The sequence below is a fragment of the Streptococcus sanguinis genome, from assembly GCF_900635155.1.
GTDB lineage: Bacteria > Bacillota > Bacilli > Lactobacillales > Streptococcaceae > Streptococcus > Streptococcus sanguinis_G.
The window spans coordinates 1,802,844-1,817,132 of sequence record NZ_LR134002.1; the positions used below are offsets into that span (position 1 = coordinate 1,802,844).

Annotated in this window: 10 protein-coding genes; 2 read left to right on the plus strand and 8 right to left on the minus strand. The window is 45.2% G+C overall.

What is annotated here, in order from left to right; translation table 11 throughout:
• Nucleotides 1–169: 169 nt before the first annotated feature.
• Together ELZ47_RS09010 and ELZ47_RS09015 are read right to left on the minus strand one after the other, a co-directional pair.
• Complete coding sequence (locus ELZ47_RS09010; protein ID WP_125331192.1) at nt 170–2,770, minus strand: SEC10/PgrA surface exclusion domain-containing protein; 2,601 nt, start codon at nt 2,768–2,770, stop codon at nt 170–172.
• Nucleotides 2,771–3,090: 320 nt separating this feature from the next.
• The gene (locus ELZ47_RS09015) at nt 3,091–4,305 is read right to left on the minus strand and encodes a pyridoxal phosphate-dependent aminotransferase (protein ID WP_032906403.1); all 1,215 of its coding nucleotides are present in this window, start codon (nt 4,303–4,305) and stop codon (nt 3,091–3,093) included.
• Nucleotides 4,306–4,649: 344 nt separating this feature from the next.
• On the opposite strand from ELZ47_RS09015, the gene ELZ47_RS09025 reads away from it, so the two are divergent.
• Nucleotides 4,650–5,102 carry a universal stress protein gene (locus ELZ47_RS09025; RefSeq protein ID WP_002896311.1) on the plus strand — a complete coding sequence of 151 codons (453 nt, stop codon included), beginning with the start codon at nt 4,650–4,652 and terminating at the stop codon, nt 5,100–5,102.
• A 25-nt stretch (nt 5,103–5,127) separates the two neighbouring features.
• Here the strand turns inward: ELZ47_RS09025 and ELZ47_RS09030 are convergent, their stop codons facing one another.
• Nucleotides 5,128–6,519, minus strand: a complete 1,392-nt coding sequence (locus ELZ47_RS09030) for a Cof-type HAD-IIB family hydrolase (RefSeq protein ID WP_126436116.1) — start codon at nt 6,517–6,519, stop codon at nt 5,128–5,130.
• 180 nt (nt 6,520–6,699) lie between these two features.
• Between ELZ47_RS09030 and ELZ47_RS09035 the strand changes: the two genes are divergently transcribed.
• The gene (locus tag ELZ47_RS09035) at nt 6,700–7,662 is read left to right on the plus strand and encodes an asparaginase (protein ID WP_126435852.1); all 963 of its coding nucleotides are present in this window, start codon (nt 6,700–6,702) and stop codon (nt 7,660–7,662) included.
• An 866-nt stretch (nt 7,663–8,528) separates the two neighbouring features.
• Here ELZ47_RS09035 and recG read toward each other — a convergent pair.
• The 5 genes from recG to ELZ47_RS09060 all read right to left on the minus strand — a co-directional run bounded on the left by recG (nt 8,529) and on the right by ELZ47_RS09060 (nt 14,280).
• Nucleotides 8,529–10,544, minus strand: coding sequence for an ATP-dependent DNA helicase RecG (recG, locus tag ELZ47_RS09040; protein ID WP_126435853.1), 2,016 nt, complete (start codon nt 10,542–10,544; stop codon nt 8,529–8,531).
• Between the two features lie 105 nt (nt 10,545–10,649).
• Nucleotides 10,650–11,756 (minus strand): alanine racemase, encoded by a 1,107-nt coding sequence (alr, locus tag ELZ47_RS09045; protein ID WP_164549640.1) that lies wholly within the window; start codon nt 11,754–11,756, stop codon nt 10,650–10,652.
• Complete coding sequence (acpS, locus tag ELZ47_RS09050) at nt 11,746–12,108, minus strand: holo-ACP synthase (RefSeq protein ID WP_126435855.1); 363 nt, start codon at nt 12,106–12,108, stop codon at nt 11,746–11,748. The genes alr and acpS overlap by 11 nt, the downstream gene beginning before the upstream one ends.
• 107 nt (nt 12,109–12,215) lie before the next feature.
• A complete protein-coding gene (locus tag ELZ47_RS09055) occupies nt 12,216–13,247 on the minus strand; it encodes a 3-deoxy-7-phosphoheptulonate synthase (protein WP_126435856.1) in 1,032 nt (343 codons plus the stop codon).
• Between the two features lies 1 nt (nt 13,248).
• Nucleotides 13,249–14,280: a 3-deoxy-7-phosphoheptulonate synthase gene (locus ELZ47_RS09060; RefSeq protein WP_002901054.1), complete on the minus strand. Its 1,032-nt coding sequence runs from the start codon at nt 14,278–14,280 to the stop codon at nt 13,249–13,251.
• Nucleotides 14,281–14,289: the final 9 nt, after the last annotated feature.

Here is a 14,289-nt window from a genome sequence, read left to right on the forward strand (position 1 = left end):
ACATAAAAGCAGTGAAATTTCAATAATTATCTGAAAATTTTTTATTGAAAAACAATTACATACAATTCGATAAAATAAAGAATTTTTCAAGTATATGACTTGATATATCAAGCCATATTAAACAAAAAACAGTCAATTTTTTGACTGTTTTTGATTGTTTTTGTTCTTTCTAATCAAGAGAACGTTTCTTGTAGAACAATTTCATAGCCATGAGCAGAAGCATTTGGCCTGCTAGAAGAAGCCAAGAAGAGTTTTCTCCTGTCTTAGGTAAGACATGACCTGAGCTAGCCGCCTGTTTATGGCTGATAGGACTAGTATTTCCAGCAGTTCCAGTTCCAACAGTTCCAGTAGTTGAAACAGTCGTATGCTGAGTAGCTCCTGCTTGTCCAGTAAGTGGAGAGCGAGCGAAGCGCTCCTCTGTATGAGCCAAAACAGACTGATAATAGCGAATATCTTCTTCCTTATTTTGTTCTGCATAAGTTTGAGCTAGCAAGTCGTATGTCGCCTTAGCTTGTGCTTGAACTGCAGTTAAAACTGCTACTTTTGCTTCTTGATCTGTTTGAGCTGTAAGAGCCACTTGGTAAGCTGCCTGAGCTACGGCTAACTTGCTTTTAGCTTGTTCCAAGTTTTCTTCTGCATTTTCAAGATTTGACAATGACTCTTTAGCCATTTGCAATGCTGCTTCAGCTGCTGTAAGAGCATTTTCAAGGTTAGTCTTTCTTTCTTTTGCTGCATTCAAAGCTGCTTCTAGCTGAGCCAACTTATCTGATTCAGTCTTTAGAGCTTCTTGAGCTGCGGCAACTGTTGCTTGAACAGCAGTCAGAGCTGCTTGAGCCTGATTTAATTTGTCCGCTTTAGTCTTGTCATCCAAGTTTGAGTTTTGCAGGGCCGCTTGTGCTGCTGCCAAAGCTGCTTGATCAGCTGCCAACTTCTCTTGAGCTGCGGCAAGAGCTGCTTGAGCCTGAGCAGTTGCTGACTCACCTGCTTGAGCTTGCGCCTGAGCAAGTTGCTGGTTGGCTTGCTCTAAAGCTGCAGCTCTCCGATTATAAGTAGACTGGGCAACTCCCTTAGATGCCAGAGCCAGTTGGTTGGCCTTGAAGGCAGCATCATAGGCTGTTTGAGCCTTGGCTACTTCTTGCGGATCGACTTTTGCTGTTGCAGCTTTGCCTGTAATAGGGCTGGCATTGAAGTTCTTTTTGCTAGCATATTTGACTTGATCTTCGGACACCATGGTGAAATGAGCCATAGTGATGTCGCCTTCCATTGAGAAATCAACTCCCAGATAGTTTTTCTGGCGACCAGTATTGAGACCAGAGATAGATGTAGCATGCAGCCATTCGTAACCATTGAACATGAATTCAACAACAGAATCATAGACCCGTCGCTTCATTTCAGCCACACTCATCTGATTAGCATTTTCTCTCCAGATGTAGGCGTTTTCATAGTACTGGAGACCTTTGCTCTCTTGCTCAGCACTTGTGGTCATTAAACCATATTCACGCGCTACTCGGTTAATTCCTCGAGCATCGTGATGGTATTCATTCATCAAATCCCAGTTCCAGTTGTCTTTGCGGTATTCTGTTGCCACTTTATCAGCGAAATCAATTGAAGATGGTGTCACAACTACTTCACCTGTTCCCATCTGAGCACGCAACTGGTTGACGAGTTCTGAAGCAAACTGTGAAAGTTCCTGACGAACATTCTGTGGAATATTGTTGGTATCAATCAAAGCTTTGCTATCTGTAGGATCAGCTACATAACGGTTGAGAGCCTTAGCGCTAGCATTAAGTGCAGCTAGTCTATTTTGAATCTCTTTAGCTTTTTGTTCTGATAAATTTGGTGCAATTAGCTCTCTCAAGGCTGCAATGTATTCCGGAGTCATAGACACACGGTTTTTATTGCTAGAAGCTTCAGTAGTAATCGTTCCAGCTTGAGCCTTTTGCAAAGCTTGTTGAGCTTGATTCAAGTCTGACTGAGTCTTCTCAGCTGCAGCAGTTTTGTCCTGCAAGTTCTTCTGAGAAGCATCAGAAGCCGTCTTAGCCTGAGTCTGGTTAGTCTGAGCTTTTGCAACCTCAGCCTGCTTCTGACTGTCAGTCTGACGAGCTGTAGCTACTTTTGCTTGAGCTGTTTCAACAGCAGACTGATCAGCTGCCACCTTATCTTGGGCTGCTTTCACATTCTTTTCTGCCTTAGCTGTAGCTTCACCGCTTAGGTTAGCCTGAGCTTCTTTCACGTCATTTTGAGCTTTAGCAAGGCGTCCTTCTTGAGTTTTCGCTTGCTCTTGAGCCTCTTTAGTCTTGGCTGCCTGAGCATCACGCTCAGCTTGAGCCGTCTTGGTTGCTTGGTCAGCTTTAGCCAGTTCTGACTTGTTGCTGTCCACTTGAGCTTTTTGATTGCTCTCTTCTTGCTTAGCTGTTTCAATAGCTTCCGGACCAGCTTTATCAGCTGCCTCCTGTGCCCGGTTAGCTTCAGCTTGTGCTTGCTCGACCTGACTTTGAGCCGCAGCAGTATTTGCCTGAGCTTGAGCCAAATCAGCTTTCCCTTGTGCAACATTGCTGTCGGCTTCTTGTACAAGAGCCTGAGCAGCGTCTACCTGTTCTTTCGAAACAGATTCATCCTTCTGTGTGTTTTCTGCCTGTGGTTGGCTTTGACTAACGGGCGCATCAGAATAAGACTGATTATCAACTAATTGATCAGCCTGAACTCCTTCTGCGAGCACCAAAGACAATGCCGCTGCACTGACAGAAAAAGCACTAAGTGTCTTTTTCATTGTCAATATAATCTCCTCCACTTTTTCATCATTGTTAAAAACATTGACAAACACATTCTACCATGTTTGTCTTCTAGAAGGAAGACGCTAACACATTTTTTTAAGCATTTTTGGACAGATACATAAAAAATGTTGGACAAACTCCTAAAAAATGTCGGTAAATCCGCCTATAATTTTTACCAATCTACCTCAAATTCGATTTCCAGAGCATCTTAATTTTTTATTTTTGCAATTCAAAGACAGCCATTAAACTAAAAAATATGTAGGATAGATAAGAAAAAGACCGGAATATTTTCCAGCCTTTTTGCAACACCCGCTTATTAACGGCGATATTGACGCAAGAAGCGCGTCATTTTTTCTTGGATTTGAGCTAGCTCATCTACTCTAGGCAGATAAACAATTCGGAAATGATCTGGTTCCTGCCAGTTAAAGCCTCGTCCATGGACGAGAAGGACTTTTTCCTGCTTGAGGAAATTGAGCACAAACTGCTCATCATCGTCGATGCGATACATGTTCCGGTCAATTTTCGGGAAAATATAGAGACCGGCTTTAGGTTTTACAGCTGATAGCCCCGGGATATCCTGAATAGCCTGATAGATGAAATTACGCTGCTCGTAGATACGGCCACCTGGCAAAAGCAGTTCATCCACAGATTGGTGACCGCCAAGTGAGGTTTGGACGACTTGTTGAGCTAAGACATTAGAGCACAAGCGCATGTTGGAGAGCATGTTCAACCCTTCAATATAGCCCTTAACATGATGCTTAGGCCCAGATAGCACCATCCAGCCAACCCGAAAGCCTGCAATACGGTGCGACTTAGAAAGACCGTTCATGCTGACACAGAAGAGATCCGGAGCCAAACTTGCCACAGAGGTGTGGACATTGCCGTCCATCACCATGCGGTCGTAGATTTCATCCGCAAAGATAATGAGATTATTTTGGCGAGCAATTTCCACAATTTCCAGCAGAAGTTCCTTAGGATAAAGTGCTCCCGTTGGATTGTTAGGGTTGATGATAATGATAGCCTTGGTATTAGATGTGATTTTTGACTTGATATCGTCAATATCTGGATACCATTCTGCCTGCTCATCACAGACATAGTGAACAGCATTCCCACCAGCCAGACTGACTGCTGCCGTCCAGAGTGGGTAGTCTGGCATTGGCACCAGCACCTCATCTCCGTCATCCAGCAATCCCTGCATAGACATAACAATCAGCTCGCTGACGCCATTTCCCAGATAAATATCATCAATATCTACATTAGGAAAATTCTTAAGCTGGCAGTACTGCATGATAGCCTTGCGGGCTGAAAAAATTCCCTTGGAGTCAGAGTAACCTTCACTGTCACGCGCATTCATAATCAAATCATGAATGACCTCATCCGGAGCGGTAAAACCAAATTCAGCCGGATTCCCAGTATTGAGGCGGAGAATCTTTTCACCATTGGCCCGCATGCGCATAGCTTCATCCAAAACCGGGCCGCGAATATCATAGGCAACATGTTCCAGCTTGCTGGACTTGTCAAATTCTTTCATTCTTATTTTTCCTCTATTCATCAGAATGTTATCATTATACCACCAGAAAAAGCGATTGACAACAAAAAAATAAGCTCGCTTTTCATGTAATTAAAAAGAGAATCATAGGATACAAAGCGCCATTCTTCTTCTAATTCCTCAAAGTAAAGGACTTTTTCTCAGCTTGCAATTTCCTGACAGCATTTCCATTTTATCTTTACTTTTTTTCTGAAAAGGGTTACAATAGAAACAAGAAAATAGTTGCAAATCACTCGGACGTTATGGACTGATTGATTTTTGGTCAGCCCAATCATTCTGTGAATGATGCGACGTCCTTTGCCGACCATTTTAGAGGAGGTAGCTCTATGACTCAGAAATATGAAAACATTATGGTTGCTGTGGATGGTTCTCACGAATCCGAACTAGCCTTTGAAAAGGGCGTTAACGTAGCTCTCCGAAACGGCTCTCGTCTCACCATCGCCCATGTCATTGATACCCGGGCTTTGCAAAGTGTCTCAACCTTTGATGCAGATGTCTACGAGGACTTACAGGAAGATGCCAAAAAGCTGACAGCAGAGCTGAAAGAAAAGGCTCAGAAATCCGGTATCAAGTATGTTGACATTGTCATTGAGATGGGCAATCCCAAGACTCTCTTGGCGACAGATATCCCTGAAGAGCACAAAGTGGATTTGATCATGGTCGGTGCTACCGGTCTCAATGCCTTTGAGCGCCTGCTAGTCGGATCGTCCTCCGAATATATCCTGCGCCACGCCAAGGTTGACTTGCTGGTGGTCAGAGACCCAGAAAAAACTTTGTAAAAACTAGAGCAGTTCACTGACTGCTCTAGTTTTCTTCTTTCTGCTCTATGCTACGCTGGTAAGCCTGAATTTGTCGTTCCAGTTCTTCTTTGATAGCTCCTTCGGGAGCGTATTTTTCTTCCCAATCATCTGGTTTGAGGATTTTATGGGTGACAGGGTCAAAGTGAGCCTTCCCATCTGGGAAAATTTTGCCCATATTAGCCCGATGGACAATATCGAACAGCTGCTCTGGATCTACTCCCATCAGGACAAAACTGCCATAAGTAAAATAAAGAGTATCAATCAAGGCATCTACCTGACCGACCAGAGAAACCTCAGCTTGACTCTTAGAGCGAACCTTGTCGGCAGCCTTGTCAAGCGCCTGATGGAGATAGGCTACAGAACTGTCAAAGTCTTCCTCTGACTTACTAGCTGCTCGCAGAAACTCGACCAGCTCTTCCAGTTTGAAGCCTGCTCGATAGCGAGCGTCCTGAGACGACCAAGCAATCGGCTCTTCCTGAGTACTTTCATCAATGACACTATGGAACTCTTTAACCTTATTAAAGTGATGGTCGCTGCTAGTAAAGACCTTTTCCCTCGCTAGGATACCAAAATGCTCCAGAGCCTTGTGAATCCCATCCTGACTATTGCTGGTGGTTGTGTGCTTGGCCACTTCCTTGACCGAGCTGGTTCCATTTCCCATAGCAATGGACAGGCCAACGCCCGATAGCATTTCCAAGTCATTGTCAGAGTCACCGAAGGCCATGACCTGATGAATGTCAAAACCATATTCCTTGCCGACTCGGCGAATTCCCTCTAGCTTAGATGTATCTTTATTGATAATATCGACCGCATAGGGGCTGCTGCGGGTAAATTTCAAATCAGGAAAGTCTGCTTCAATCTTACGGCTTTCTTCTGGACTGGCCAAAATCAAAGCTTGATAAATCGGCTCCTGAATCAGCTGCAGGAGATCCTTTTCATGCTGGGGCAGGGCCTTGCTGATGACTTTATTAAAACCGTGACTGACCGTTCGCGCCATTCGCTTAGGGATGAAGCGGCTAGTCCACTGGGAGAACGGGCTCATGCCAAAGGACATAATCTTTGATCCCAGCATAGCTTCAGCCGTTCCCAAGGAAATTTCTTTCCGATGCTTCTTAGCATAGGCGATTAAATCCCGCAGACTCTGCTTGTCAATGGGACTGGCAGAAATTACCCTGTCTCTTGAAAAAATATACTGGCCATTGTAGGTCACAGCAAAGTCTAAGTCCAATTGCTCCATAAAAGGTTTGACAAAGAAAGGACCGCGGCCGGTTGCCAAACCGACCAATATTCCTTGTTCCTTTAAACTCTGAATAGCCTTTTCTGTAGATTTCAAAACCGTTCGACTGTCATTGACCAGTGTCCCATCAATATCAAAAAAGACGGCCTTTACTTCCATTGATTTTCTCATTCTTTCCTTTTATGATACAATAAATTATAACACAAAAATGACATACAATCACATGAATTGCAGAAAAGAAAAGCTGGAGTAATATCTATGCAACAGGATTGAAAACTCTATGAAAATATAATGTGAGTTTTCATCTCTGCATTATGACTACAAGGAGAAAAAGGATTTATGACAAAGAAAATCTTGGTCCTGCACACAGGAGGAACTCTTTCCATGCAGGCTGACGGCTCTGGGGCTGTCGTTACCAATGCTGATAACCCTATGAACCATGTGACAGTTCCGCTTGAAGGGATTGAGACGGAAGTCATTGACTTTTTTAATATTCCCAGTCCTCATATCACGCCCCAGCACATGCTCAAGCTTTACCAGAAAATCAAAGCCAGTGCTGACCAATTTGACGGAGTAGTTATTACTCATGGGACGGACACTTTAGAAGAGACGGCTTACTTTCTGGATACTATGCAGCTGCCGAAGATTCCAGTCGTTCTGACCGGAGCTATGCGCAGTTCCAATGAGCTAGGGAGCGATGGAGTCTATAACTACCTGACAGCCCTGCGGGTGGCTAGTGATGAAAAAGCCAGTGATAAAGGCGTGCTTGTCGTTATGAATGACGAGGCACATGCTGCCAAGTATGTAACTAAGACCCACACGACCAATGTCAGCACCTTCCAGACACCGACTCACGGACCGCTTGGCTTGATTATGAAGCAGGAAATTCTCTATTTTAAGACAGCGGAACCTCGGGTCCGCTTTGACTTGAACAGCATTTCTGGTCTGGTGCCCATCATTCCAGCTTATGCTGGCATGAAGACTGAACTGCTGGATATGCTGGATTTAGACAAGATAGATGGCCTCATCATAGAAGCATTCGGTGCTGGCAACCTCCCCAAGGAAGTAGCTGACAAGCTGGCTGATATGATAGCAGCCGGACTGCCAATTGCTCTGGTCTCTCGCTGCTTTAACGGAATCGCTGAGCCAGTCTATGCTTATGAAGGAGGCGGTGTCCAACTGCACCAGGCTGGTATTTTCTTCGTCAAAGAGCTCAATGCCCAAAAAGCCAGAATCAAACTGCTCATCGCCCTGAATGCTGGACTAAAAGGCCAAGAACTCCGGGATTATATGGAAGGTTGAGAGAAAAAGTCCCTATTTATTTTCTTTAAATCAAAAAGAGAGTGGGACAGAAATCGGGAATTCGTTAGAATTCGATTTCGTCGTCCACCTCCGCACAGTTGAGTAGGGCTGTAAAAGCTGATGAAATCAGCGTAGTAGAGCCCACTCAACCACTGCGTCTTGCTCGACAATCCTAAGACAATTGAGAGGCTAGGACTTTTGTCCCAGCCTCTTTTTTGACTCTTTCATATTCTAACACTGGGAAAACTTCATTGAATCGCTGGTCTTAGAAGATAACCTCAAACAGAGACTCTAGAATTTCAAAAATATAATCACTTACCATAGGTCACCTCCATTTTCTGAGCTTGCTTAAATGTATTCGGATAGCAGACTTTGATTGCAACTTTCATAGCTTTTACCTCGCTTATCATTAATTCTTTAAGAACAAAAACGAAACTCTTGGAGTGTTTAGCTTCAAGTTTGGTCCCTAATCTTTTTGTTCTTACTTGGATATAAGGATACAGCTCTAAGCTTAAGAATCTCTTATAGATTTCTTAGGGAAAGCTTATAGTCAAAGAAGTCCAGCAATCTCTATCTACTATTTGAAATGAACAAGTCTTTTCAATCAAATACAAAAAAACTTCACCAATCGGGTGAAGCTTGTGATTTATTAGGAGATTGTTGATGAAAAAATTCTAATTTATTCTGCTTCTTTGAGTGCCTCATACCTCGCAAGTCTTCTAGTCTTCAAGCTTTGGTTACAGGATGTTAAGGGAAGTTTACATTGTCATTGGTCCTACCTCTTTCTTTGATTTGACAATAGTATAATCCCTCAAACTTAAAGCCTACTTATAAATAACTTGCAGGAAACTTAATCCAAAGAACTCTTAATCTAGGTAATCTCGCTTGTCCAAATGAAGAGCAATCAAGTGCCAACTAGGATCTGTCCGCCAGTTCGGATCAGCTGTAATCTGGCTGGCAACCTTTCTGGCTTCTTCTAAAATCGGATAATCTTCTACGATGTCTGCCACTTGAAACTCAGGAATACCAGACTGTCGAGTGCCAAAGATTTCTCCAGAGCCTCGCATTTTCAGATCCTCCTCAGCCAGCAGGAAACCATCAGTCGTCTCAGTCATGATTTTCATGCGGCGCTTGCCCGACTCCGTCTTAGGATTGGCAACAAGGACGGCATAAGACTGCTTGCTGCCTCGGCCGACACGGCCTCGCAGCTGATGAAGCTGGCTGAGTCCGAATCGATCCGCATCCATGATGAGCATCACCGTAGCATTTGGGACATTGACTCCGACCTCAATGACTGTGGTAGAGACCAGAATATCAGTCCGCCCTTCCTTAAAGTCCTGCATAATCGCCTCTTTTTCCTCGCTCTTCATCTTGCCATGAAGCAGAGCCACTTGTGCCTGCTGACCAAAATAGGCTGTCAGTTCTTCTTCTAAGGCAATGGCATTCTTAAGATCCAAAGCTTCTGACTCCTCAATCAAAGGAGAAATAAAATAGACCTGAGCTCCCTTATGGAGCTCTTTTTTCAGCCAGCCAAGGACGACTTCCAACTGCTCATGCTTGACCCAGCGGGTGATGATTGGCTTTCGTCCCGCCGGCATCTGGTCAATGATGGACACATCCATATCACCAAATGCTGTAATAGCAAGGGTTCTGGGAATAGGCGTCGCCGTCATCATGAGGACATCAGGATTGTCTCCCTTTTCCCGTAAAATCCGGCGTTGTTCCACACCAAAGCGATGCTGCTCGTCAATAATGACCAAGCCCAATGCATGGTAACGGACTCCTTCCTGAATCAGGGCATGGGTTCCGACAATCATGTCCACCTGCCCCTTTTCAATCGCTGCCAAGGTCTCCCGGCGTTCAGCTGCTTTCATTCCCCCAGTAAGCAGGGCCAGCTTCAATTCTGGAAATAGCTGAGCTAGGCTGTCAAAATGCTGCTCAGCTAAAATTTCTGTTGGAACCATCAGAGCTGACTGAAAGCCTGCTGTATAAACAGCATACATAGCCAGACCAGCGACTACTGTTTTTCCGCTTCCTACATCGCCCTGCAGCAGACGATTCATGTGCCCAGGCGACCGCAAATCATGCAAAATCTCTGTCAGACTGCGCTCCTGAGCCGAAGTCAGCTCAAAAGGTAAGCTCTGCTTTTTCTCGGCCACAGCATCCGACTGCCAATCAATTTTTAATCCATTGCTGACAGCCTTGGTTTCTCTCTTTAAGACCTGCAGCTGCATCTGGAAATAAAAGAGTTCTTCAAATTTAACCCGCCGAATAGCCTGCTTGTAGTCCGCCAAATCCTTTGGAAAATGCATAGCCCGCACAGCCTCAACTCTGCTCACTAGCTGGTAGCGTTCCAGCAGGGACTGGGGCACATTTTCCTCTAAGAGCAAGTCTAATCCTTGGTCAAAGGCAGTCTTAATCAGCTTGACCAGACTGGCCTGACTAATTCCCTGAGCCAGCCGATAGACAGGTTGCAAGTCGTCCTCTATCTGAGCCAGTAGTTTCATTCCAGTCAGACTAGCCTTGGCTTTGTCCCACTTTCCAAAGACGGCTATATTAGCTCCCACTTCAATCTTGTCCGCCAGATAAGGCTGGTTAAAGAAATTAACTGCCAGAGCGACTTCTCCCTGCTTGATAGTGAAGCGCAGGCGATTGCGTTTGTAGCCATAATACTGGACATTGGCTGGGGTCACGACCTGACCAGAAATAACCGCCTTTTCTCCATCCTCCAAGTCTAGGACATTCTTACTCTTAAAATCCTCATAACGAAAAGGAAAATAAAGCAGCAAATCCTGCAAGGTCTCTAAACCCAGCTTGGCAAATTTTTCTGCTGATTTCGGTCCTACACCAGGCAGAACCGTCAAAGGTTGGTGTAAATTCATAATTCCTCTTTCAGTTCTGATACTGCTGCAGTTCTAAAATCACAGACAGGGGGGCAAAGCTAGAACATTATCAAATACTACAAGCGGTTCCCTGCATTAATCTTCTTAGTTTTTATAGACCCTCGGTACACGGTCGCTAATCAAGCAAACCACTTCATAGTTAATGGTACCGCGCTTTTCGGCTACATCTGTCGCAGTAATGGTCTCTGCTCCGCTATTTCCAATCAACACAACCGGAGTGCCAAGAGGATAAGCTTGAGGCAGGCGCACTGTAATTTGGTCCATGGAAACGCGGCCAACAATTGGGCAACGCTGACCATCAATCAAGACATCAAAGCCCTGCATATCCCGTGTCCAGCCATCCGCATAACCCAAAGGAATGGTACCAATCCACTCTTGAGACTTGCTCGTGTAGGTGGCTCCATAGCCAACATCTGCTCCAGCCTCAACTTCCTTGACATGCACCAATTCTGAGACCAGAGTCAAGGCAGGCTTGAATTCATAAGGAAGTTCCAAGACTCTTCCGCTAGGGTTGAGACCATAGATGATATCCCCCAGCCGAACTGCATTTAGAACGGTCTCGCTGTGCCAGAGAGAGGTAGCGGAATTACTAGCGTGAACGAGAGGGGGAACACTGTCCAGCTCAGATAAGATCTGATGAAAACGAGCCAGCTGGGCTTCAAACTTATGGTGCTCCGCTTCATCTGCCGTTGCAAAGTGGGTAAAAATTCCCTCCGCGACAGCCCCAGCAGCCTGCAAGCGATGGATTGCCTCCTGAGCTTCCTGACTATCTCGAAATCCAATCCGCCCCATACCAGAGTCAATCTTAATATGAAAATTCAATCCTGTTAAGTCTTTTTCCTCAGCTAAAGCTAGATCCAGCCACTCCAGACTGGCTACGGTCAGAGACACCTTTTCATTTCTAGCCAGCGGAAGCACAGCCAAATCTGATACTCCTAGCACCAGAATTTTTTTGCCAATGCCAGCTGAGCGCAGCTCCAAGGCTTCATCAATATTAGACACACAAAAACCATCTACGAGCGGCTCAATGTGTCTAGAAACCTCAATAGATCCGTGGCCATAAGCATTGGCTTTAACGACAGCCCACTTCTCTGTCGTCTGAGGCAGATGGGCACTCAGTTGTCTAATATTAAAAGCAATAGCAGCTAAATCAATCACTGCCTTGCTAGGTCTATGCAGACTAGCTTTCATCATCTTCCTCCAAAATAACGCTGGCTGTAACCAGGCCAGCAGCGTGGCTGAGCGAAATCCAAACCTTGCCAGTAAAAGGTGACCGGCTGAAATAAGGCGCTCCCTGACGGTCGTTTAAAATCTCCAAGTCTTGAAACTTGAGCTTACCGATACCGGTTCCCCAAGCTTTAGAAAAAGCCTCCTTGGCAGCCCAACGGCCAGCCAGAAATTCGATTTTCCGTTTGCCAGATAACTCCTCAAAACGAGTAAGCTCCGCCTTGGTCAGCACCTTCTTTGCAAAGCGGGCATTTTTCAGATAGGCTCGCTCAATGGCAGCCAACTCTTCTATGTCAATTCCGTGTCCTTTTATCATATCATTCTCTGGAAAGGCGACAAAACTCAGCTGGGCCGCCAGCTGAGTTCGTCTTCACCCGACAGTTAGTCCTCTTTACAGGTCAAGACTGTCCCTTTCAATTTTCCTTATTTATCTAAAGTGTCATAAATTTCTTCAATGAGCTGAACAGTGTTGTCCCAGCCTAGGCAAGGGTCAGTAATGGATTTACCAAAGACTTCCGGTTCATTTTGCCGTCCGTCTTCCAGATAAGACTCAATCATGAAGCCACGAACTGTCCGCTTGATTTTTTCATTCCAGTCCCGATTAAGCAAGGTCTGACGCACAATCCTAATCTGATCCAGATATTGCTTGCCAGAGTTATCATGATTGGTATCAATGACGATGAAAGGATTCTCCAAGCCCATCTTTTCATAGTAGGAAATGGCATCCAGCATATTCTCATAGTAGAAATTTGGGATATTTTTACCATATTCATTGGTAGCCCCACGCAGAATAACGTGAGCCAAAGGATTCCCAAATGTTTCTACTTCCTGGCCATGAAAAAGGAAAGTCTGCTTATTTTGTGCCGCATAGACAGCGTTAAACATAACACCCAGATTGCCAGAAGTTGGATTTTTCATGCCGACTGGAGCGTCAATACCTGACGCCACAAAACGGTGCTCCTGATCTTCAACTGAACGGGCACCCACAGCATGATAGCTAACCAAGTCATCTACCAGCACAAGATTGGACGGATAGAGCATCTCATCAGCCGTCGTCAGACCAGTCTCTGTAATGACACGGTAGTGCAGCTGACGAACAGCCTGCAAACCATTGATAAGGCTAGGTGCTTTAGAAGTATCCGGTTGATGAACCAAGCCCTTATAGCCATCCCCATTGGTCCGCGGCTTAGCAGTATAGACCCGCATGACGATAAAAATCTTATCTGCGACCTTCTTCTGCAGCTCTGACAAGCGGCGGGCATACTCCAGCACAGCCTCTTCATTGTCCGATGAGCAAGGGCCAATCACCAAGAGAATACGCTCGTCTTCTCCTCTAAGAATCTCAGCTAGTTCTTGGTCTCGCTTGTTTTTATGAGTCAAGGCCTGACCAGTCAGTCTGGTTCTGGACTTAATCTGCTCAATGTCAATCTTCTGACCTTTTTCGATAAATGCCATACTATTTTCCTAATGTATCATAAATTTCACGAACCAGCTGTTCTGTATTTGCCCAGCCCAGACAAGGATCAGTAATGGACTTGCCAAAGACTTCTGGTTCGTCCTGACGACCGTCTTCCAGATAAGACTCGATCATAAAGCCACGTACTGTAGCCTTAATCTTTTCATTCCAGTCCCGGTTAATCAGAGTCTGGCGAACGATACGAACCTGCTCCAGATACTGCTTACCAGAGTTATCATGATTGGTGTCAATGATGATAAAGGGATTTTCTAAGCCCATTTTCTCATACTGGGCGATGGTATCCAGCAAGTTATCATAATAGTAGTTTGGAATATTCTTACCGTATTCATTGAGGGCACCGCGCAAGATGGCATGCGCCAAAGGATTGCCAGACGTTTCGACTTCCTTACCCGCGAATAGGAAACTCTGCTTGTTCTGGGCTGCATAGATGCCGTTAAACATGACATTGAGATTGCCAGAAGTCGGATTTTTCAAGCCAGTCGGAAGATCCGCTCCACTAGCTACAAAGCGGTGCTGCTGGTCTTCGACCGAGCGAGCTCCTACAGCCATGTAAGAAATTAAATCATCTACCAGAGGCAGATTTTCTGGATAGAGCATCTCATCAGCCGTGGTCATGCCTGTCTCGGAAATAACCCGATAGTGCAGATTGCGGACTGCCTTGATGCCGTTAATCAGACTTGGAGCGGCGGTCGCATTAGGCTGATGAATAAGCCCTTTGTAGCCATCTCCGTTCGTCCGAGGCTTGGCAGTATAAACACGCATGACCATGAAAATACGGTCTTTCACTTCTTCTTGGAGAGCAGATAAACGCTTGGCATACTCCAGCACCGCTTCTTCATTATCTGAAGAGCAGGGACCAATGACCAAGAGAATGCGGTCATCCTGACCACGCAGAATTGCTTCTAACTCTCGGTCACGTTTTTCCTTGCGAGCTAGCATGTCGCCTTCTAGCTTAGCAAGTTGGCGAACTTCTGCCACATCAATGGGTTGACTGGTTGCTTTAAAGGTCATCTATTCTCC

Coding starts and splice junctions, on each gene's coding strand:
- ELZ47_RS09010 (WP_125331192.1), bottom strand. CDS start 2,770: ATGAAAAAGACACTTAGTGCTTTTTCTGTCAGTGCAGCGGCATTGTCT.
- ELZ47_RS09015 (WP_032906403.1), bottom strand. CDS start 4,305: ATGAAAGAATTTGACAAGTCCAGCAAGCTGGAACATGTTGCCTATGAT.
- ELZ47_RS09025 (WP_002896311.1), top strand. CDS start 4,650: ATGACTCAGAAATATGAAAACATTATGGTTGCTGTGGATGGTTCTCAC.
- ELZ47_RS09030 (WP_126436116.1), bottom strand. CDS start 6,519: ATGGAAGTAAAGGCCGTCTTTTTTGATATTGATGGGACACTGGTCAAT.
- ELZ47_RS09035 (WP_126435852.1), top strand. CDS start 6,700: ATGACAAAGAAAATCTTGGTCCTGCACACAGGAGGAACTCTTTCCATG.
- recG (WP_126435853.1), bottom strand. CDS start 10,544: ATGAATTTACACCAACCTTTGACGGTTCTGCCTGGTGTAGGACCGAAA.
- alr (WP_164549640.1), bottom strand. CDS start 11,756: ATGAAAGCTAGTCTGCATAGACCTAGCAAGGCAGTGATTGATTTAGCT.
- acpS (WP_126435855.1), bottom strand. CDS start 12,108: ATGATAAAAGGACACGGAATTGACATAGAAGAGTTGGCTGCCATTGAG.
- ELZ47_RS09055 (WP_126435856.1), bottom strand. CDS start 13,247: ATGGCATTTATCGAAAAAGGTCAGAAGATTGACATTGAGCAGATTAAG.
- ELZ47_RS09060 (WP_002901054.1), bottom strand. CDS start 14,280: ATGACCTTTAAAGCAACCAGTCAACCCATTGATGTGGCAGAAGTTCGC.